Source organism: Acinetobacter sp. CIP 51.11, assembly GCF_000369665.1.
GTDB classification, from domain to species: domain Bacteria; phylum Pseudomonadota; class Gammaproteobacteria; order Pseudomonadales; family Moraxellaceae; genus Acinetobacter; species Acinetobacter lwoffii_S.
Genome location: NZ_KB850129.1, coordinates 1,038,991 through 1,060,612, shown reverse-complemented (window position 1 = coordinate 1,060,612; position 21,622 = coordinate 1,038,991). Strand labels below are relative to the sequence as shown.

At 45.5% G+C, this 21,622-nt stretch carries 20 protein-coding genes; 14 read left to right on the top strand and 6 right to left on the bottom strand.

Annotated features, from left to right (window positions below):
* The first annotated feature begins 3 nt into the window (after positions 1–3).
* The 5 genes from pcaF (at position 4) to F894_RS08715 (ending at position 5,100) form a co-directional block, all read left to right on the top strand.
* Complete coding sequence (pcaF, locus tag F894_RS08735) at positions 4–1,215, top strand: 3-oxoadipyl-CoA thiolase (RefSeq protein ID WP_005247157.1); 1,212 nt, start codon at positions 4–6, stop codon at positions 1,213–1,215.
* Positions 1,216–1,275: 60 nt separating this feature from the next.
* The gene (paaK, locus tag F894_RS08730; protein WP_005247155.1) at positions 1,276–2,568 is read left to right on the top strand and encodes a phenylacetate--CoA ligase PaaK; all 1,293 of its coding nucleotides are present in this window, start codon (positions 1,276–1,278) and stop codon (positions 2,566–2,568) included.
* Between the two features lie 63 nt (positions 2,569–2,631).
* A complete protein-coding gene (gene paaX / locus F894_RS08725; protein WP_005247152.1) occupies positions 2,632–3,570 on the top strand; it encodes a phenylacetic acid degradation operon negative regulatory protein PaaX in 939 nt (312 codons plus the stop codon).
* 31 nt (positions 3,571–3,601) lie between these two features.
* Complete coding sequence (locus F894_RS08720; RefSeq protein ID WP_005247150.1) at positions 3,602–4,210, top strand: DapH/DapD/GlmU-related protein; 609 nt, start codon at positions 3,602–3,604, stop codon at positions 4,208–4,210.
* Positions 4,211–4,338: 128 nt separating this feature from the next.
* Positions 4,339–5,100: a class I SAM-dependent methyltransferase gene (locus F894_RS08715; protein WP_005247148.1), complete on the top strand. Its 762-nt coding sequence runs from the start codon at positions 4,339–4,341 to the stop codon at positions 5,098–5,100.
* A gap of 60 nt (positions 5,101–5,160) precedes the next feature.
* On the opposite strand, the gene F894_RS08710 is transcribed toward F894_RS08715, so the two are convergent.
* Complete coding sequence (locus F894_RS08710) at positions 5,161–5,970, bottom strand: cytochrome C assembly family protein (RefSeq protein WP_004730673.1); 810 nt, start codon at positions 5,968–5,970, stop codon at positions 5,161–5,163.
* A gap of 138 nt (positions 5,971–6,108) precedes the next feature.
* Between F894_RS08710 and ffh the strand changes: the two genes are divergently transcribed.
* The 3 genes from ffh (at position 6,109) to F894_RS08695 (ending at position 8,983) form a co-directional block, all read left to right on the top strand.
* Complete coding sequence (ffh, locus tag F894_RS08705) at positions 6,109–7,515, top strand: signal recognition particle protein (RefSeq protein ID WP_005247147.1); 1,407 nt, start codon at positions 6,109–6,111, stop codon at positions 7,513–7,515.
* A 151-nt stretch (positions 7,516–7,666) separates the two neighbouring features.
* Positions 7,667–8,233 carry an RBBP9/YdeN family alpha/beta hydrolase gene (locus F894_RS08700; RefSeq protein WP_004279197.1) on the top strand — a complete coding sequence of 189 codons (567 nt, stop codon included), beginning with the start codon at positions 7,667–7,669 and terminating at the stop codon, positions 8,231–8,233.
* A gap of 144 nt (positions 8,234–8,377) precedes the next feature.
* Positions 8,378–8,983: an RBBP9/YdeN family alpha/beta hydrolase gene (locus F894_RS08695; protein ID WP_005104858.1), complete on the top strand. Its 606-nt coding sequence runs from the start codon at positions 8,378–8,380 to the stop codon at positions 8,981–8,983.
* Here F894_RS08695 and F894_RS08690 read toward each other — a convergent pair.
* Together F894_RS08690 and F894_RS08685 are read right to left on the bottom strand one after the other, a co-directional pair.
* Positions 8,937–9,677: a type III pantothenate kinase gene (locus F894_RS08690; RefSeq protein WP_004730667.1), complete on the bottom strand. Its 741-nt coding sequence runs from the start codon at positions 9,675–9,677 to the stop codon at positions 8,937–8,939. The genes F894_RS08695 and F894_RS08690 overlap by 47 nt on opposite strands.
* Positions 9,678–9,691: 14 nt before the next feature.
* The gene (locus F894_RS08685) at positions 9,692–10,447 is read right to left on the bottom strand and encodes a biotin--[acetyl-CoA-carboxylase] ligase (protein ID WP_004279200.1); all 756 of its coding nucleotides are present in this window, start codon (positions 10,445–10,447) and stop codon (positions 9,692–9,694) included.
* A gap of 27 nt (positions 10,448–10,474) precedes the next feature.
* Here F894_RS08685 and F894_RS08680 point away from each other — a divergent pair, with 27 nt between their 5' ends.
* The 5 genes from F894_RS08680 to ligA all read left to right on the top strand — a co-directional run bounded on the left by F894_RS08680 (position 10,475) and on the right by ligA (position 18,740).
* Complete coding sequence (locus F894_RS08680; RefSeq protein ID WP_005247146.1) at positions 10,475–11,278, top strand: sulfite exporter TauE/SafE family protein; 804 nt, start codon at positions 10,475–10,477, stop codon at positions 11,276–11,278.
* Positions 11,279–11,464: 186 nt separating this feature from the next.
* A complete protein-coding gene (locus F894_RS08675; protein WP_005247145.1) occupies positions 11,465–12,160 on the top strand; it encodes a GntR family transcriptional regulator in 696 nt (231 codons plus the stop codon).
* Positions 12,161–12,171: 11 nt separating this feature from the next.
* On the top strand, positions 12,172–15,624 hold the full coding sequence (gene smc / locus F894_RS08670; RefSeq protein ID WP_005247144.1) for a chromosome segregation protein SMC: 3,453 nt from the start codon (positions 12,172–12,174) through the stop codon (positions 15,622–15,624).
* A gap of 1 nt (position 15,625) precedes the next feature.
* Entirely contained in the window at positions 15,626–16,591 is a 966-nt protein-coding gene (locus F894_RS08665) for a cell division protein ZipA C-terminal FtsZ-binding domain-containing protein (protein ID WP_005247141.1), read from the top strand.
* 109 nt (positions 16,592–16,700) lie between these two features.
* Positions 16,701–18,740 (top strand): NAD-dependent DNA ligase LigA, encoded by a 2,040-nt coding sequence (gene ligA, locus F894_RS08660; RefSeq protein WP_034438462.1) that lies wholly within the window; start codon positions 16,701–16,703, stop codon positions 18,738–18,740.
* A gap of 70 nt (positions 18,741–18,810) precedes the next feature.
* Here the strand turns inward: ligA and F894_RS08655 are convergent, their stop codons facing one another.
* Positions 18,811–19,878 (bottom strand): SDR family oxidoreductase, encoded by a 1,068-nt coding sequence (locus F894_RS08655; protein ID WP_005104850.1) that lies wholly within the window; start codon positions 19,876–19,878, stop codon positions 18,811–18,813.
* Positions 19,879–20,220: 342 nt separating this feature from the next.
* Here F894_RS08655 and ftn point away from each other — a divergent pair, with 342 nt between their 5' ends.
* Complete coding sequence (gene ftn, locus F894_RS08650; protein ID WP_004279207.1) at positions 20,221–20,685, top strand: heteropolymeric bacterioferritin subunit Ftn; 465 nt, start codon at positions 20,221–20,223, stop codon at positions 20,683–20,685.
* A 57-nt stretch (positions 20,686–20,742) separates the two neighbouring features.
* Here ftn and F894_RS08645 read toward each other — a convergent pair whose 3' ends face one another.
* Complete coding sequence (locus F894_RS08645) at positions 20,743–21,159, bottom strand: ExbD/TolR family protein (RefSeq protein ID WP_005247139.1); 417 nt, start codon at positions 21,157–21,159, stop codon at positions 20,743–20,745.
* 21 nt (positions 21,160–21,180) lie between these two features.
* Positions 21,181–21,606 carry an ExbD/TolR family protein gene (locus tag F894_RS08640; RefSeq protein WP_005247138.1) on the bottom strand — a complete coding sequence of 142 codons (426 nt, stop codon included), beginning with the start codon at positions 21,604–21,606 and terminating at the stop codon, positions 21,181–21,183.
* Positions 21,607–21,622 lie beyond the last annotated feature (16 nt).

The following is a 21,622-nucleotide window of genomic DNA, read 5'->3' as shown; positions in this document are numbered from 1 at the left end:
ATCATGGAACAGGTTTATATTTTTGCTGGAATTCGCACCCCGATCGGACGCTATGCCGGTGGACTGAGCAGCATTCGTGCTGATGATCTGGCAGCGCTACCGATTCAATATCTGAAAGATCAGCATCCTGCCTTGCCATGGGCAGAACTGGATGAAGTGATCTTGGGCTGTGCCAATCAGGCCGGTGAAGATAACCGCAACGTGGCGCGTATGGCTGCTTTACTCGCAGGGTTGCCTGAATCTGTTTCAGCACTGACCGTAAACCGTTTATGTGCCTCAGGTCTGGATGCCATTGGACTGGCAGCCCGTGCCATCAAATCGGGTGAGGCTCAATTTATTTTGGCGGGTGGCGTAGAATCCATGAGCCGAGCGCCTTTTGTGCAATCCAAACCTACAACTGCCTTTAGCCGTACCCCTGAAATTTATGACACCACCATTGGCTGGCGTTTTATCAACCCAAAATTTAAAGCACAGTTTGGCGTCGATAGCATGCCGGAAACTGCCGAAAACGTCGCTGAAAAGTATCAGATTAGCCGTGCAGACCAAGACCTGTTTGCCTATCACAGCCAGCAGAAAACCGCAGTAGCGCAGCAAAAAGGTATTTTTGCCGAAGAAACTCTGCCAGTCGAGGTTAAAGGTCCGAAGAAAACCACTCTGACCATTTCCCAAGACGAGCACCCGCGTGCAGAAACGACGCTGGATAATCTGGCAGCCTTGAAAACCCCATTTCGTAAAGAAGGCGGTTCAGTCACCGCTGGTAATGCTTCGGGTGTTAATGACGGGGCGGCTTGCGTATTACTCGGCAATCAGCAGTTTGCTGAGCAGTATGGTTTGCGCCCGAAAGCTAAAATGATTGGAATGGCCAGTGCCGGTGTGGAAGCCAAATATATGGGCATTGGGCCGGTGCCAGCAGTACATAAAGTGCTGAAACAGACTGGACTCAGTCTGGAACAGATGGACGTGATTGAGCTGAATGAAGCTTTTGCTGCGCAGTCACTGGCCGTGATTCGTGAACTCGGCTTGCAAGACGATGATTCCAGAATTAACCCGAATGGCGGTGCCATCGCCTTGGGTCATCCGCTGGGTATGAGTGGCACCCGTCTGGTGATCACGGCCATGAAAGAACTAAAACGCCGTAAAGGCAAATATGCACTCTGCACCATGTGTGTCGGTGTGGGTCAAGGTGTGGCACTGGTTTTAGAAAATATGGATTAAACACATCATTCAATCAATGAATTAAACCGTGGTCAGGAAGACTGCGTCAGGAGTAAGAATATGAATAACAATGCAATGGAAAAAATTGAAAAAGTATCGGTTGATGAGTTACGCAGTGTTCAGCTACAGCGTATGAAAAAGACGTTGCAACATGCTTATCAGAATAGCCCGGTTTATAAAAAGAAATTCGATGATGCTGGCGTGCATCCAGACGATTTTAACTCACTGGAAGATCTGGCGAAATTCCCGTTTACCACCAAACAGGATTTACGCGATAACTATCCGTTTGGCATGTTCGCTGTGCCACAAGAACAGATTGTACGTGTACACGCATCTTCTGGTACCACCGGTCAGCCAACCGTGGTGGGTTATACCCAGAATGATATTAATGTCTGGTCGGATGTAGTGGCGCGTTCATTACGTGCAGCTGGCTTGAGCAGTAAAGATATTATTCAGGTGTCTTATGGTTATGGACTGTTTACTGGCGGTCTAGGTGCGCATTATGGCGTTGAGCGTTTGGGTGCAACCGTGATCCCAATGTCTGGCGGACAAACTGATAAACAGGCGCAACTGATTCATGACTTTAAACCGACGGCACTGATGGTCACGCCATCTTACTGCCTGAACATTATTGAAGCGCTTGAGAAGAAATTTGGCACAGCCAAAAACTGCTCGATTAAAACCGGTGTATTTGGTGCAGAGCCATGGACCAATGAAATGCGCAAGGAAATCGAAGAACGTCTGGGTATTGATGCCCTGGATATTTATGGTCTGTCTGAAGTGATGGGGCCGGGTGTCGCAATGGAATGTCTGGAATCCAAAGATGGCCCAACCATCTGGGAAGATCATTTCTATCCTGAAATTATCCATCCGGAAACTGGCGAAGTGCTGCCAGATGGCGAACTGGGTGAACTGGTCTTTACCACCATTACTAAAGAAGGCATGCCGGTAATCCGTTACCGTACCCGTGACCTGACCCGTTTATTGCCAGGCACGGCACGTACCATGCGCCGTATGGACAAAATTGTCGGCCGTAGTGATGACATGATGATTATCCGTGGGGTCAATGTATTCCCATCACAGATTGAAGAGCAGATTTTACAGATCCAGCAACTCATTCCGAACTATCAGATTCAGATTTGTAAACAGGGACATCTGGATACATTGCATATCCGTACCGAAATGCGTAAAGATAGCAGTGACATTATGGCACACCAGCTGGCAACTCAGCTTAAGGGCCAGATTAAAACTATGGTCGGAATCACCGTGAGTGTCGAAGTGTTGCCTGAAGGGAGCCTGCCACGCTCTGAAGGTAAGGCACAGCGCGTGTTTGATATCCGCAAGTCTGCATGAAGTACTATTGGATGATAGCCAAATGGTCTATCATCCAGTTTCTATAAGGTAAAGTTAAACGCAATGAATCCGAAATTAAAACAAATAATTGATGACTTTATTCAAACTGAAGCACTCAGCGGAACCTCATTAATCATGACCATCTTCGGTGACTGTATTTTTCACCGCGGTGGCATCATCAGTCTGGCCAGCCTGATTCAGCTCATGGATGTCTTCGGATTTAATGAACGATCGGTACGGACTGCCGTATTCCGTCTGGTTCAAAATGGCTGGCTGATGTCTGAAAAAATTGGTCGCACCAGCTATTACCGCGTCACTGAAAGCAGCCGCCAGCGTTTTATTATGGCGGATCAAAAAATTTACAGTTTTCAGCATACCGAATGGGATCAGAAATGGGATCTGGTACTGCTCAGTTCAGTGGAACTGGAAAATAAACTGGTTCTGAAAAAAGAACTGGAATGGCTGGGTTTTGCCAATATCGCCACCAATGTCATGGCCTATCCGGGCTGTGATCATCAGAAACTGCAAAACCTGCTGCTGAATCTGAAAATGACCGATCAGGTGGTGGTGTTCAAAGCTGAAACCTTGCAACTTTGGCAGGAATCCTATCCAACCGTGAAACGCATGGTGGCCACCAATTGGCCGGTGCAGGAACTGCATCAGCGTTATGAAAAATTTATCACCGATTTTCGGGAATTTTTTCATCTGGTGGAACAGGAAGATGAACTGGATCCGCTACAGGCATTTCAGCTGCGTATTTTGCTGATTCATCAATTTCGCCGGATTTTATTAAAAGATCCGAATCTGCCTTTTGAGTTATTGCCCTCCAACTGGCTTTCCCTGAATGCCCGTAATCTGAGCAGTAATTTATATCAAACCGTGGTTGCGGCAGGGGATGAGTTCTTTATGGAGATCGCCCGAACTTCGGAAGGTTCGATGCCGCCGGTACATCCACAATTTTATAAACGTTTTGGCGGTTTGCGACTGGAAGCCGTCAGCTAATCTAATTCTGCATTTTTAAAGGAATAAAATAATGCCGTGTTATACCATTGATGGTGTGATTCCCGTGGTCAGCCCTCGCGCTTATGTGCATCCGCAAGCCGTTCTGATCGGGGATGTGGTGATTGAAGAGGGTGTATATATCGGGCCTTTCGCTACTTTAAGAGCCGACTTTGGCGGGATTCACATTCAGAAAAATGCCAATGTCCAGGATTCCTGCACCATTCATGGTTTCCCCGGTAGCGTCACGCTGGTCGAGGAATATGGCCATATCGGACATGGTGCGATTTTACATGGCTGTATTATTCGTAAAAATGTACTGGTCGGCATGAACAGCGTAATTCTGGATGAAGCAGAAATTGGTGAAAACACCATTATCGGTGCCAATAGTACGGTCAAAGCCAAAGCCCAAATTCCGGAAAATTCATTGGTACTGGGCAGCCCGGCACGAGTGATCCGCTCTTTGGACGCCAAAGAAATCGCCTGGAAAAGCAAAGGGACACAGGAATATATTCAGCTGACAGAGCGCTGCTTGTCCTCGATGCAGGAGGTCAGTCCTTTAACAGAAGTCTCCGCAGACCGGTTGAGCTATAAAGCCTTCAAGGCAGAGTATCAGATCAAGCAAAATAGCTTGAATGACTAAGTCAGGAACATGATTCTATTCATTGGATGAATTCTGCATTTTAAAAACAGGAAGTGACTGAAACCACACTCCAACTGCATTCCCTGGCCGTCTATTTAGACTGAAATAAAACTGGTGAGGAATAGCGTATGAATAATAGGGAATTTAAAGATCATTTCTCCCAACAGTCACAGGATTATGCCTTGTTTCGTCCGCATTATCCGGATGCATTGGGAAAGCTATTGGCAGAGCTGTCACCAAGTACCAAATTGGCTGTAGATGTCGGCTGTGGTTCTGGACAGCTTTCAGAAGTTTTGGTGAATTACTTTGATGAGGTGCTTGCTATTGATGCGAGTAGTGAACAGATTGCCCAGGCCAAACCGCATCCAAAAATTCAGTATGGTCAGGCATTCGCTGAAGATATCCCGTGTGCTGACCAGAGTGTTGATCTGATTTCGGTGGCTCAAGCAGCGCATTGGCTGGATCTGGAAAAGTTTTATGCAGAAGTTCGACGCATCGCGAAACCTAAGGCCATTCTGGCTTTAATTAGCTATGGCGTGTTCAGTGTGGATGAGCCTCATCTGAATCATTATTTTAAGCATTTTTATGATGTGACACTTGCACCGTACTGGCCGCCTGAACGTCGCCATGTGGATGAAGGATATAAAAATCTACCATTTCCATTTCAGGAAATTGCGATTCAGCCACCGGTATTACAGGTTGAATGGAACTTTTATCAGTTAATTGGTTATATGAGTACCTGGTCAGCCGTCAAAGCAGCAACCAAAGCGCTGGGACATAATCCACTAAATGTACTGGCAGATGCCTTATTGCCAGAATGGGAAGATCCAGAATTGCCTAGAGTCATTCGCTGGCCATTGTCGGTGCGTGCGGGGCGTATCACCGTTTAAAGAATATTCAAGCTAAAGCCTATTTATTGGACAATAAATAGAATATTTCAAGGCTCAGAATTATCGCCCTAGAATCATTTCCAGCACAAATTTAGACCCAATAAAACCCAGTGCCAGCAAGCCAAAACCGAGCAGGGTAAAGCGCACAGCTTTTTGGCCACGCCAGCCAAACTTCCAGTGTCCGATTAATAGGGAACCGTAAACCAGCCAGGAAATAATACTGAACGCCGTTTTATGTGCCAGATGCTGAGCAAAGAAATTGTCGATGGTAAAAAAGCCAAAGCCCAAAGCGAGGGTAAGTAAAACAAAACCGGTCATCAGCATATCAAACAGCAATGATTCCATGTCTTGATAAGAGGGTAGCAAACTGACCCAAACGCGGCGTTTTTGCTTCTTTTTCAGCTCACGATCCTGAAAGCGTAAAATTACGGCCTGAATGGTCGCCATGAGCAATACCGCATAAGCAGACAAAGACAGGATAATATGAATATCCAGACCCAAAGAGTTTTGTGTGATGATTTTTGCAGGCTGAGTAAACGCAAAGCCAAGAATTAATCCGGTCGCAGCCACCGGAATCCCGATCAGGTTCAGGGCAATAATCGGACGATAAGTGCTGTAAATAATGCTGAGTAACAGCATCAGACCAGAGGTAAAGGAAAACAGGGCAAAGACATCATAATTGATGCCCAGCGGGGTATGCATATCGCCATATAAAACCAGCGCATGCAAGCCCAGTCCAAGCAGTGCGGTTAGCGAGACAAACCATTGATTAGGAGCACGTTTAGACATTAAATGAATGAACAGATACCAGAAGGAAGCGGTATAAGCGACTAATGCTAAGATCGTATAAACCAAGGGGAGGCTAACCATGTCAAACCTTTTTAAGGGTGATGAATATTCATTTATATAAATTCGCTGCGAACTACAGTATCCTATAGCATTCTATGCATAAATTTTCTATTTTAAGAAACAATTTTTTGCTCATGGCTATTTTAAGCGGATTTTGCAATGTTTGATACCTTAACAGAACGACTCACGCAGAGTTTAAGAAATGTTACTGGCTCAGGGCAGCTAACCGAAGACAATATTAAAGATACGTTACGTGAAGTGCGTATGGCGCTTCTTGAGGCCGATGTTGCGTTACCTGTAACTCGTGAATTCATCGCGAAAGTTAAGGAAGAAGCATTAGGCCAGGAAGTGATGACTCAGTTATCTCCTGGGCAGGCTTTTGTCAAAATCGTTCATGACGAATTGACCAAAATGATGGGCGAGGCCAATGAAAGCCTCGACCTCGCTGCAAAACCACCTGTGGTTGTCCTGCTGGCAGGCCTGCAGGGTGCAGGTAAAACAACAACTGCAGCGAAACTTGCACGCTTCTTACAAGAACGTCAAAAGAAAAAAGTCGCGATGGTCTCTGCCGATGTGTATCGTCCGGCTGCGATCAAACAGCTACAGACTGTCGCGGGTGAAGTCGGTGCGATTTTCCTGGAATCTAGCGCAGACGAAAAACCGATTACGATTGTGAATCGCGCGATTGAACAGGCAAAAATCCAGTTTGCCGATGTGCTGATTGTCGATACGGCAGGTCGTTTGCATATCGATGATGACATGATGGGTGAAATCAAAGAGCTGCATGCAGCGATTAACCCGACTGAAACCCTGTTCGTGGTCGATGCCATGACCGGTCAGGATGCGGCAAACACCGCCAAAGCATTTAATGATGCCTTGCCTTTAACTGGTGTGATCCTGACCAAAACTGATGGTGATGCGCGCGGTGGTGCAGCGCTTTCAGTACGCGCGATTACCGGCAAGCCAATCAAATTCTTGGGTATGGGTGAGAAACTCGATGCCTTGGAGCCATTCCATCCTGAGCGTGTTGCACAGCGTATTCTCGGTATGGGTGATGTACTTTCTTTGGTCGAAGAACTTGAACGCAAGGTCGACAAAGAAAAAGCCGAAAAAATGGCGAAAAAACTGCAAAAAGGCGGCAGCTTCAACTTTGAAGACATGTTGATGCAGTTTGAGCAGATGAACAAGATGGGCGGCATGATGGGCTTCCTGGACAAGCTTCCTGGCATGAGCAATGCCGGTCTGCAAGATGCGTTGGCGCAAGCCAATCCTGAAAAGCAGGTCAAGAAAATGGAAGCGATTATCCAGTCAATGACCTTGAAAGAGCGTCGTAATCCGGACTTGATGAACCCAAGCCGTAAAAAACGTATCGCAGCAGGTTGTGGTATGGAAGTGGCAGAAGTCAACAAGCTGATCAAGCAACATGCCCAAATGGCCAAGATGATGAAAAAATTTGCCAATCCATCCGGTATGGCAAAAATGATGAAGTCACTCGGCGGCTTGCAGAAACAGTTTGGCGGCGGCGGTGGTATGGGTCCATTGTTCGGCGGCAATGACAAGAAATAAGTTTTGTTTTAAAAAAAGGCGCAATATGCGCCTTTTTTTATTGCGAATAAATAGTCAAACCGGTTTAAACAAAACAACATTTACTTACCCAAAATAAAAATCCGATCAGGCAGACTCGGGAATATCAGCACAAAATAAAGAGAAATTTCAAATGAACCAAGTAATTGTCGTACATGGTTATACTGCAAGCCCGGAAGAAAACTGGTACCCATGGATTCAGGAAAAAGCCCAACAGGAAAATGTCAGTTTAAAAGTCCTCCGGCTGGATCCATCAACTACACCGACACTGGACACCTGGGATCAGCAAATGCGTGAACAGATTGATGCAATTGATGAGGACAGTATTTTTATTGCACATAGCTTGGGAACTGTAGCCGCATTACATTACTTATCCAGAGAATTAAAACAGCAGAAAATTCAGCAACTGGTATTGATCGCGGGATTTAATGGCCGGCTGGGTCGTCTGGATGAAGTAAACCCTTTTATTGATGCCGCTGAAATCAATTTTGATTTACTCAAACAACAGGTTGCAGAGCGTGTGGTGATCTACTCCGAAGGAGATGACCGGGTTGCACCAGAATTTAGTCTGGAACAGGCGGACAGTCTGGATGCCATTGTGGTGAATGCCAAGCATCACGGACATTTTATTGATTCTCAAGGCTGTACTGATTTGCCAGAACTCTGGAAAGTAATCGAACCTTATCTGATTAAATCTTAAATTTAGGCATGTTATTGTATTCGCTAAATTTTAAAATTTAACATGAGATGGTGTTCAAAAAGGCACTTGAATTCCATCTCCAGACTGGTTAAAACTTATTTTTTGTCGACGCAATTTGCGTTCAATGATAATAAGTAAATCACTATGAAAAATATAATAAAGAAAGTCTATATCGTGCCGGATTATCAGGCGACCTCTAATGATCACTGGTACCCTTGGTTCAGTCGCCAGCTTAAAAATGCCGGTTTTGAGTCTAAACGGATTATGCTGGCCAACCCTTTTCAGCCTGATTTAGAAGAGTGGCAGCAGAATCTGAAACTGCACATTCCGCAGATGGATGAACATACCTTTTTAGTTGCACATGGCCTGAGTTGCGTCAGTGTTTTAAACTTTTTACAGGAACATTATATTCAGCAGCAACACAAGATCGGCGGCATCATTCTGGTCTCGGCCTTTGATACACCGCTGGTGGCCTGGTCAGAACTGAATAAAATACTGCAGGCTGTGCGACTCGATCTGAAAAACTTGCCGTATAGCTATAAACGTGCGGTGATGCTGATCTCCAGTAATGATCCCTATGTGCCTGCACCGATTTCCTTGCGTTTAGCACATAGCTTGAATGCACAAATTTTTGAGATCAAAAAAGCCGGGCATTTCAACAAGTCCGATGGCTTTGCCGATTTTCCGCAATTGCTGGACATTATCAAACAGTGTCTGGCAAATGAGCTGCAAAATGCTGCAGGCCTTTAAGCAAAAGATCAGGTTCAATCCGGGGCTGATACTGAGCGAGATGCTGCGCAAATAGCGGGGCATCTCCACCGGTTAAAACCAACTGTGCTGGAAAATCATGTAGTACTTTCTCAATCGTGCTGAGCAGACCCAGTAGGATGCCATGATGAACAGCATCGATGGTGTTGCGTCCAGGATTGAGTTCAGAAAAAGCGGCATCCGGGATTTTAATACCCTTGGTGTTCTGAATCAGTGAATCACGTTGCAAGTACAGATTTGGCAGAATAAAACCACCCAAATGTTGTTGTCCTTGCGCCAGATCAATGGTCAGCGCCGTACCGCAACTAATCACACAATAATTTTCATGCGCTTGCGTCGCCACTGCAAGTACCTGTAACCAGCGGTCAATGCCCAGTTGCGAAGGTTCATCATAGCCACAGATCAGACCGGCATATTCTGCTTGTACCTGAGCAAAAATCACTGGAATATGTAGACTTTCTAAAATGCTGAGAATACGCTCATTATTGATTTTATCTTGGACAGAAGATAATCCCACCTGATGCAAGCCCAGCGCTTTGAAATGCTGGATCAGGCCAAGTAACAAATCAGCAGGAGACTGTAAATGTAATTCTGCTGCCTGTTCAATAATCTGATCATGCTCGGTAATCCAGTATTTAAGCCGGGTATTGCCGATATCCAACCATAATTTTTTCATTGCTGTATGCCTGTTCATCCACCATGTTTAAGGCGGAGCTGTCCCTGATAAAAGGTCTGGATTCCCTGATCGGTCAAAATCTTGACTGCACCATCATCCTGAATCCCGAGAAAAGTACCGGAATATTGCCCTTGCACGTCAGTAAATTCAACCGTTTGTTGCATAAATGCAGCCGATCGATTGAAACGCGCCGCCAGGTTTTGACTGCCATAATTAAACCATTGCCCGGCTTGCTGAATCGCCAGATATAACTGGGCAATCAGCTCGACTCTTGAGGTATGTGATAATCCCAACTCGTTCAAGGAGCTAACCTGCTGATCTGGAAGGTCAGTGGGCAGAGGATCGATATTTAAACCTACACCGACCACCACCTGTGTAGATGAAATCGGCTCGACCAAAATGCCGCCCCATTTTCCGTGCAGACTATACAGGTCATTCGGCCATTTCACCTGTAATTCCAGGCCTTTTAGACTGGGCATTTGCAGGATATTTAACGCAATTTCTAGCGCCAGACGACCATCGATGGGTTTTTGTGTATGCAGCAATGTGCTTAAATAGATGTTCCCTTCAGGTGAAATCCACTGACGTTGACGCTGTCCACGGCCTTGGGTCTGCACATGACTGCATACCAGAACCTGCTGTACCCCCTTCGTTGCCAATTCGCGCACATCATCATTGGTCGATGTAGTAATCGGTTTGATGAGTAATACTTCCGGGAGTTGGCCTGCATCGCTTAATCGTTGTTGCAGTTCACGAGTTTCTACATCCATTTGAATCTAAACGTGGTAAATATCGTTATGGAGTTAATCATATATTTATTGATTGGTGCAATTGCCGGATTCACCGCAGGCCTGTTTGGGGTCGGCGGTGGTTTGATTATTGTGCCGATCCTGTACATTGTTTTTACCCAGCTTCAGTACGATCCCAGCGTGATTATGCATATGGCGGTGGGTACTTCCTTGGCAACAATTATTGTGACTTCTATCAGTTCGGTGATGGCGCATCATCAACGAGGGGCAGTGCTATGGCCCGTGTTTCGTAATCTGGCGCCAGGTCTGATCATTGGTTCTTTCCTGGGGGCGGGGATTGCCGATTATTTATCTGGTCAGGGTTTGCAATTACTGATTGGCTTCTTTGCGGTCTGGGTAGCATTTAGAATGTTCAGGGGAGCGCATATTCAGATCGATCCGAATCAAAAATTGCCTTCAACCCCGGTACAAATTGCTGCAGGTGGTGGGATCGGTGTGGCATCGGCCATCTTTGGGATTGGCGGGGGAAGTCTGACCGTTCCGTTTCTGAATCGCTGCGGGATCGTAATGCAAAAAGCAGTAGCGACCTCTGCGGCTTGTGGATTGCCGATTGCAGTCGCAGGTGCGCTCGGGTTTATCTGGTTTGGTAAACAGGCGCAGGTCACTGTGCCAAATACCATTGGCTATATTCATATTTATGCCTTTATTGGGATCAGCATGATGAGTTTTTTCACTGCCAAGCTGGGGGCAAAAGTGGCACATCTGCTTTCACCGGCCGTATTAAAAAAATGTTTTGCTGCTTTACTGACCACCGTCGGCCTGTATTTTATTTATCAAGGTTTTATGGCCTGATTTAAACTTTTTTACCGTATTAGGAGAATAGATGACTATTCTCCTTTTTTATGGGCTTGAGTTGGCTATATAGACATAAGATTGTCTGACAATGTCAAAGTATTTATGGATAAAAACCCGTTTAATAGCGACATAGTCCAAATAAAGGGCTAAACCAGTATCCATAAAAATAAAGACAGGAACGGTATGCCATTAGAACAAGCGCACAGTTTGTCTGAGCAGATTGCCAAGCACATTAGCGAACAGATTATTCGCGGTGAACTGGTCGAAGGCGAACGTATACAGGAACTCAGGATTGCCTCGGAGCTTGATGTCAGTCGGGGTTCGGTTCGTGAAGCCCTGCTTTTGCTGGAACGCACCCAGCTGATTGAAATTTTCCCGCGCCGTGGGGCGATTGTCTCGGAAATGTCGGCCTTGCAGGTACGTGCCTTATTTGACATGACCTCATTATTGCTCGGGCAAATGGTGTATCGCATGGCGGAAACCTGGCGGGTGCATGAAGCTGAGCGCATTCAGCTATTATTAGAGCAATTGGAAGCAGAAACCCGCCAAGGACACACTGAAAAGTTTTATGATCTGATCTTTCAGGGCATGGCCCAGCAGCATGAGATGGTGGGGAATCCTTATCTGATGCGCTACTATCAGGAACTGCTGCCATCTTTACGTCGGAGCTATTTTCTGACCCTGAATATTTCCAGACGCGAGTTACAGGAATCTTTTGCCTTATTTAAACTGGTCACTGAAGCAATTTTGATACGAAAAAGCCATCAGGCCACTTTATTTATGGAAGATTTTTGTCGACACTTGCGCAACCTTGTGTTGGAATCTCTGACACGGATGAAACAAATTGAACTCGCGTGGGCCAGACGCTCACGACGTTAAATCAGGACATTATGCGTTTAAGCAGTTTAAAACTTTCAGGCTTTAAATCTTTTGCCGACAGTACCACTTTAAATTTTAAAGATAATCGTACTGCGGTCGTGGGACCGAATGGTTGTGGTAAATCCAACGTCATTGATGCCATACGCTGGGTCATGGGTGAGTCCAGTGCGCGTCAGTTGCGTGGTGGCAGCATGCAGGATGTCATCTTCACCGGAACTGCCAAGCGTAAACCGGTGGGCATGGCCAGTGTAGAACTGCGCTTTGACAATACCTATGGCAAGCTGGGCGGTGCTTATAATGCCTATAATGAACTGGCAGTACGCCGTCAGGTCAACCGCGATGGCAAGTCTGAATATTTTCTGAATGGCAGCAAATGCCGTCGTCGTGATATTACCGATATTTTCCTTGGTACCGGTCTTGGGCCACGTTCTTATGCGATTATTGAACAGGGCATGATTAACCGCCTGGTCGATGCCAAGCCCGATGAAATGCGGGTCTATATTGAGGAAGCGGCCGGGGTATCGCGTTATCAGGCGCGTCGCCGTGAAACCATGCTGCATCTGGATCACACCACACAAAACCTGTCGCGTCTGGAAGATATCGCCTCCGAACTGAAATCTCAGCTAAAAACCCTGAAACGTCAGTCGGAAAGTGCGATTCAATATAAAGAACTGGAAGGGCAGATACGTACAATCAAGATTGAAATTCTGTCTTTTCAATGTGAGCAGAGCCAGCGCTTACAAGAAGAATATACCCTTGAGATGAATATGCTCGGGGAAAATTTTAAGCTGGTGCGCTCTGAACTGACTACCGTTGAACATGATTTGGGCAGTACCAGTGAACTGTTTCAGCGTCTGATTCAGCAATCCACCCCTTTGCAAAGTGAATGGCAACAGGCCGAGAAAAAACTGGCTGAACTAGAAATGACCCTGCAACAAAAGCAGTCTTTGCTGGAGCAGAATTCTACAAGTCTGGTCAAACTGGAACAGCAAAAAGCCCAAACCAAAGAGCGTTTGCAGTTGATTGAACTGCAACTCGAAACCTTGCAGCAGCAATTTGAAGATCAGCAGGCACAATTGCAGCAGCAAGATGGCCAGAGTCAGGCGCAAAGCCAAAATCTGACTGAGCTCAAGTCACAGCATAGCACTGTGGCAGCGCAATTTACCCAGATCAAAACCCAGGTCGAACAGCAGCAACAGCGTAAATTACAGATGCTGGCTCAAAGCGAGCAACTGGCAAAGAATATTGAAAGGATTGAACAGCAGAAACAGACGCTACAACAGCAAAGTGCACAGATTAAGCAACAGGCGCAGCAAGATGAGCTGGAGCAGTATCAGGCAGACAAAGCCCAAGCTGAACAGCAAATCGTTGGCTATGAAATTCAATTAACAGATTTAAAAACTCAACTTGAGCAGTTTCAGGCAGAACAGGCGACTCATCAGCAGCGCTTGATGCAGCTCAGATCTGAAATTCAGGTACTTCATTCAGAAAAGAAAAACCTGAGCCAATTACTGACCAAAGCCAACCCAAATGCCAAGAGTAATGCGGTACAGCTAATGCATGTACTTAAGCTCAATGATGCAAGCAAGGTACATGCCAGCCTGATCGAAAAGTTTTTGGCTAAGTGGCTGTCTGCCCAGATTTTGACAGAGGGCGAGCACTTCCTTGAAGATTGTGCGCGTCAGTTAAAACAACAGGCTGTTCAGAATAAAATTCAGATTGCCAATACGATGTGTCTGGCCAACTGGATTGAATCTCCGCATTATTCACTGTGGCAACAAGTCGCGGTCGTAGATACATTAGCACAAGCATTACCGCTTCAAACTGAGCTATTACAAGGCCAGTCAATCCTAAGTCTGGATGGCTATCATGTTGGGGCAGACTGGGTCATTGCGCTGGAGTATGATGAAGCCAGTCAGGCCGGACAAGGCGCATTGAGTCATCGAATCCGTCTGGATGAAATTGAGCAGCAGCTTGCGGAACTTGAACCTAAGTTTATGCAGCTGGAGCGGCAGTTACCTGAATTCGCCGATCAGGTTAAAGCTTTGCAAAATCAGATTCAGAGTATCAGCGAGCAGCAGAAACAAGCTCAAAAGCAGCTGCAGCAACTCGATGTCAATATTGCTAAAGTACAAAGTAGTGCGCAGGCTTTTGCATTGCAAAAGCAGCAATTACAGCATCAGCTGCAACAACTTGATGAGCAGCTTGAAGAAGATGCCATGCAGAAAGATGATCTGGAAATTGATCTGCATGCCTTGAATATCAAACTGGAACAGGCGCTACCAAATTATAAAACCCTGCAATTCCAGCTAGAAGAATTGAGTGCTCAGCTGGATGACTCACAGCAGCTCAATCAGCAAGCGCAGCAGGAACTGGAAGTGTTGCGCCGGCAAAATGTGCAAAGCCAGCAGCAGATTGAATTACTGGAAAAAGATCAGGTTTTCCTAAAAGAACAGTCTCAGCAAATTACTGCACAAATCGAACAAGCCAAAAAGTTTGTCGATCCGGTACAGCTGGAATTACCTGCTTTACAGAGCCAGTTCAATGAACAGGCGCAGATCACTGAAAAGCTGCAAAAAACCTGGGCCGACTGGCAGGTTGAATTAAATCAGGTGCAGAGCAAACAGCAGCAGCTGACCGAACAGCGTCACAGTTTTCAGCAGCAGGATGAAAAACTCCGTACTACACTGGAAGAAAAACGTCTGGCCTGGCAGGCAGCCAAATCTGATTTGCAGCATTATTCTGAACAACTGAAAGAATTGAATAGTGAAGTAATTTCCGGTCTAGATATTGATATCAAAGCTCATCAGGCGAAGCTGGAAAAAGCTCAGGCCCAGTTTGATAAACTCGGTGCAGTCAATCTGGCGGCTTCCGAAGAATATGAAGAAGTGTCAAAACGTTATGAGGAACTGAGTCACCAGATGCAGGATCTGGAAAATACGGTTGAACAGCTACAGGCTGCGATGAAGAGTATTGATCAGGAAACCCGTAAACTGTTTATGCACACGTTTGATCAGGTCAATGCTGAACTGCAAAACCTGTTCCCGAAAGTGTTTGAAGGCGGTGAGGCGAGTTTAAGCCTTGAAGATGGCTGGCAGTCGGGGGTAAAACTGATGGCCCGACCACCGGGTAAACGAAACAGCTCATTGGCCTTACTCTCTGGTGGAGAAAAGGCTTTAACTGCATTAGCATTGGTATTCGCGATTTTTCGCTTAAATCCGGCACCATTTTGCGTACTGGATGAAGTCGATGCACCGCTGGATGATGCCAATGTGGGACGCTTTTGTAATTTAGTCAAAGAGCTTTCTGAACACGTGCAATTTATTTATATTACCCATAACAAACTTGCAATGATGATGGCGACTGATCTTTTAGGTGTAACCATGCCTGAACCGGGAACCTCAAAATTAGTGACAGTTAATTTGGAACAGGCAAAAGAATACGGCCTAGCTGCGGAGGTATAATATGGAAATCACCACCATTATCGGGATTGTTATCGCAATTGTGATTATGCTTTTTGGTATAAGAATGCTGTTCAAAAAACCTGTAGAGGCTGTACCTTCACTGGATGCCAACCTGCATATCGACCCGGATAGCCAGACGCCTATCATTCCAAGGCATGTACGTTCTCAGTTGGCACAACAGGATGTCGAATCTGATCGTATCGAGCCAAGCCTGAGTATAGATGAACCGGCTCCTGAAAAGCCTTCAGTATTTCACAAGGCCGAATCAACTCCAGTTGAGCCGACAGCGGTCGAAACTCCTGTAGCTGCCCCGTCAACAGAAGCTGAAGTAGAGGCAAAGTCGGTAGTCACGGCAGCAGATGTTCAACAGGTAGAAGCGGAACAGAAGAATAGCCAGATTGAAACCAAGGAAGAAATGCCTGAATTCAGCCTGAACAGCAACATCGAAAAAGCAGAAATTTCTGAATTTAATGATGAAAGTAGTATTCTGGATGCACATCTGCATGAGCAAAAAATAGTGGATGAAGAAAGTGCTTTGTCCAATGCTGAAACCATTATTTCTTTGCATATCTATCCGCAAGGCCGTGTACTTTCAGGTGATAAAACCCTGAAAGTTTTACTAAAATATGGCCTGCGTTATGGCGAATTGGCCTGTTTCCACCGTTATAGTGAAGACGGTTCAAAACTGCTGTTTTCGGTATTGCAAATGACCGATACCGGAATGGAAGGCTTTGATCTGGAAACCCTGTCGACTCAGGAAGTGAAAGGTCTGGCATTCTTCCTGGCTTTACCGCATAGCGATGTACAAAATGCGTTTGATACCATGGACAGTATTTCACGTCTGATTGCACGTGAAGTCGATGGTCTGGTCTATGACCAGAACCAGCAGGAATTTACTCCACAATTACGTGAATTCTGGCGCCATCAGGCGATTGATTATCGTGCTGGACAAGGCACGGAAGTTTAAGGCTGCTTTGTTCAATCTCCAAGTTGAATCTGTAGACTGCAATTTTTATAATAGCCAAAAGCTGAATATTCTACAGGGCGGATTTTCCGCCCTTTTTTATGGTGAAATTATGACCCAAGATGCCACTGTCATTGCGCAAATGCGTCAACTGATTCAACTGCTTGCCAAGCATAACCATGCTTATTATGTGATGGATCAACCGAGCATTGAAGACAGTGAATATGATCAGCTCTTTCATCAGCTCAAAGCCTTAGAACAACAATATCCTGACCTGATCCAGTCCGATAGCCCGACAGATAAAGTGGGTGGGCAGGCGCTTTCAAAATTTGTGACCGTAACACACGCCGTGCCGATGCTGTCATTAGGCAATGTCTTTAATCAGGAAGATCTGCTGGCTTTTGCCCGCCGTATTGAAGAACGTTTGCCAAATCAAAAAATTGAATATGATGTGGAACTGAAATTTGATGGTCTGGCCATTTCACTCTGGTATGAGCATGGCGTACTGACGCGTGGGGTGACACGCGGCGATGGGGAAACCGGTGAAGACATCACCCAGAATGTCAGAACCATTCGCAACCTGCCGAAACTTTTATCTCCGGTGAATGGCATCATTCCCGATTTGCTGGAAGTACGCGGCGAAGTGTTGATGCCGAAATCCGGTTTTGAAAAATTGAATGCTGCCAATGCCGCCAAAGGTGAAAAGACCTTTGCTAATCCGCGTAATGCTGCGGCAGGAAGTTTACGTCAGCTGGACCCGAATATTGCTGCCTCGCGGCCATTGGCTTTTTATGCTTATGGGATTGCTCAGTGCGTGCCGCATCATGGACAAACCACTATGTCCGCCAGTCTGGAATGGTTACATCAGTTCGGTTTTGCGGTTGGCGAGCGTCACTTTATCTGTGACAGTATTCAGGACGTGCAAAAGGTCTACGAACAGATCATTGATGAGCGTGCCAGTCTCAGTGTCGAAATCGATGGCATGGTGATTAAGGTCAATGATCTGAAACAGCAGCAACAGCTTGGTTTCCTGAGTCGCGAGCCACGATGGGCTACTGCCTATAAATTTCCGGCCGTTGCTGCACTGACTACGGTAGAAAATATTAATTGGCAAGTGGGTCGTACTGGAACATTGACGCCGGTTGCGCGTTTAAATCCGGTCGCTGTCGGCGGAGTAACTGTTTCCAATGTAACCCTGCACAATATTGGTGAAATTCACCGTCTGGATGTACGCATTGGTGATACGGTCAGTGTTTATCGTAGTGGCGATGTAATTCCTAAGGTGGAAAAAGTCTGGCCGGAATTTCGCCCGGTTGATGCAGTCCAAGTGCATTTACCTGAACAATGTCCAGTCTGTGATTCACCCGTGGTCATGCCGGAAGGCGAAGCCTTGGCACGGTGTTCTGGTGGGCTGTATTGTGCCGCACAGCGTATTGAGGCCATTCGTCACTTTGTCTCACGTAAAGCCATGGATATTGAAGGCTTGGGTGACCGTTGGGCAGAATCGTTGCTGCATCTGAATCTTCTGAAAGATGTCTCAGATATTTACCATCTGCATGAACATCGTGAGACTTTGCTAGGTATTGAAAAGATGGGGGCCAAATCGGTTCAGAATCTTTTAGATGCCATTGAAAACAGCAAGAAAACTACACTGGCTGCTTTTATCTATGCTCTCGGTATTCGTGGGGTGGGTGAAACCACGGCGCGGATGCTGGCCAATACTTTCCAGACGCTGGAGGCATTACGCAATGCTGATATTGAAGCATTAAAGAAAACACCAGATGTCGGTGATATTACTGCGGAATGGATTCTGGATTTCTTTCAGGCACCGCATAATCTGGAAGTTCTGGATCGTTTACTGGCTGCCGGTATTCACTGGGATGCACCGATCGCACCGACTCGTCAGCCGTTAAACGGCGAAAGCTGGGTGGTCACCGGGACTTTAAGCAGTATGGGACGAGATGATGCAACCCAGTTATTGCAAGCCTTAGGTGCACGAGTCAGTGGCAGTGTATCCAGCAAAACCAAATGTGTGGTTGCGGGTGAAAAAGCTGGCTCAAAACTGGATAAAGCAGAAAAACTTGGTATTCCAGTGATCAATGAACAACAGTTTATTGGCTTGATGCAAGACTATGGTCAGCTTGAAGCCTAAATCTCTGCACATTTCATGAAAGAATAAGAGTTAAAAAAGCCACCTTCGGGTGGCTTTTTGCATAAAAAGATTAAGGAATATATTTTTTCACAACACCATCATCGAGTAGCTGCTGGAAATGTTCAACCAGACTTTCTTTCACCGGACGATACTCAATGCCGAGCTCATCTTTACTTTTTTGCGCATTAAAGAAAATTGGATAACCCATATTCAGCTCTACAAATTTACGGCTAAAACCTGCTACAGGCCCGAACAGTTTAAAGGCTGCCTTCGGCAATTGATTGCGCGGGAAGGGAAACTTATTGCCAAAATGTGCTCGCAGAATTTGGCCCATTTCCAGCAGGCTCAAGCTTTCACTACAAATGATATAACGGCCATGCGCTTGCGGATTAAACGCAGCACGGATATGCGCTTCAGCGACATCCTGAACATCGACCACGCCATTCCACATCGGTGGAACGCCAAGCAAAGTCATGCCATTGGCAAACTGTTGCAGAACTTCCACACTACCGGATTGGGTATTTGGCGTTAAGGATTGACCAAAAACCAGTGCAGGATTGATACAGACCAGATCCCAGCGATTCTGTGCTTCAGCCATTTCCCAGGCTTTGCGCTCTGCCATGACTTTGGAATAAGGATAAGGCTGATGTGTGGCCGAACTGGTGGTATTCCAGTGGGATTCATCAAAACTGTTATTCTCAGTTTGTAGAATATCAATGGCATCGCCATAAGTGGATGCGATACTCGATGTGACGATTACGCGTTTCACTGATTCAGTCTGATTGACACTATTCAGTACATTTTCAGTGCCTAATACCGCAGGTTCGATAATATCTTTGACTGCATCTTTATAGTTGGTGACCACAAAAGGTGAGGCCATATGAAAGACAATTTCACAACCTTGCATGGCCTGATCAAAAGAGCCGGGGCTTAATAAATTGGCCTGAAATAACTTGAGAGTTCCCGGAGTGCTGTCGGCAATTTTTTCTAAATGGGCAAAGCTCTTACTTTTATTCAGGTCGCGCACCGTGGCATGTACGGTATAGCCTTGCGTGAGTAATTTCTGGATGACCCAGCTGGCAATATAACCCGATGCACCGGTAACCAGAACCGGCGCTGTTGTTTGTGGATGTGTCATATCGGAACCGTTGTTGTTTTAAATTTGTGTGAATGATAAGCGAAATTTGAGCATGAAGTACGCCAATGCAGTGATGTTTATACAAAAAGAATGAATCTGTCTGGTCAAAATTAAGATTTACAAATTTTAACGCATGTGTTTATTCGCCGGTTTTAGGTTATTGCCAAGCGTAATGAAAATGCAAAGTGTTGTTTTATAAATGGGATTTCATTAAGAACAAAGTGTAAATGCAAGTACTTCTCATTTTAATTATATAAAAATCAAATATTTAACTATGGTTAAGCTTTGCAAATTTAATTGCTTTTCGCCATAATAGCAAAATACAGATAGGGAGTTATTCAAATGCGCGGAAATCCAGAAGTCGTAGATTATTTAAATATGTTGATCGGTGGCGAACTGGCTGCTCGTGACCAATACTTGATTCACTCTCGTATGTATGAAGATTGGGGATTGACCAAAATCTTTGAACGTATCGATCACGAAATGCAGGAAGAGTCCCAGCATGCGGATGCGATTATCCGTCGTGTCCTGTTCCTTGAAGGAACGCCAAACATGCAGCGTGATGACGTTGAGATTGGCGAGGATGTGGTGAGCTGCCTGAAAGCTGATCTAAAACTTGAATATCATGTGCGGGAAAAACTGGCGCAGGGCATCAAGTTATGCGAAGAAAAAGGTGACTATATCAGCCGTGATATGTTACGCCAGCAAATGTCGGATACCGAAGAAGACCATACTTACTGGTTAGAAAAACAATTGCGTTTAATCGAACTGATTGGTTTGCAAAATTATATTCAGTCACAGATGTAAAACCGGATGAATAAAAAAACCCAGCATCTGCTGGGTTTTTTTATATGTTGAAAATGCTTAGTTGTTGTTACTCATAATGCCAATTTTTTTGACTTCCAGCCGTTGAGCTGCAGCCATGACCATGGCGATATGCTTATATTCTGTCGCACGATCTGCTTTGATTTTAATCTGATCCTGATCCGCTTTTTGCGCTACTGTCTTGAATAAATTTTCCAGAGCCTGGGTATTTTCTACTGGTTGATCATTCCAGAAAATCTTACCTTGTGCATCCAGACGTAATTCCACCAGCTCAGGCGGTTTTTCTTCGGTTACAGGTGGCGTGCCATTTGGCAGGTCAATATTAATCGAGTTGTTTGGTAAAGGAATTGTGATAATAAACATAATCAACAAGACCAGCATGACATCAATCAGTGGTGTCATGTTGACATCTAGCATCACATCGTCATCTTGATTTGAACCAACATTCATACCCATAAACTTAATCCTTCTTTGTGCTTAAGGTGTAGCGGGCGGAGTGGTGACAAAAGCAATTTTGCCAATACCGGCCTGTTGGGTGGTACTAATCACCTGATCAATTGCTTCATAAGGTGTTAACTGATCACCACGAATATGCACTTCAGGCTGCGGACGTTTCTGTGCTTCTGCCTGTAAACGGCTCAGTAAAACTGTTTTATCTGCAATATAAATTTCGTTCCAGAAAATATCGCCAGTTTTATTGACAGCCAGCTGAACATTTTCTGGCTTGGTTTCATACAGTACATTTCTTTCTTCGGGCAGATCGACAGGTACGGTATGAATGGCAACCGGTACAGTAATCAGGAAGATAATGAGCAGAACCAGCATAATATCAACCAAAGGGGTGGTATTAATGGTTCCAATTACCTCATCATCGCTGTCGTTTGAATTGACCATCATTCCCATGGCTGATGCCTCACTC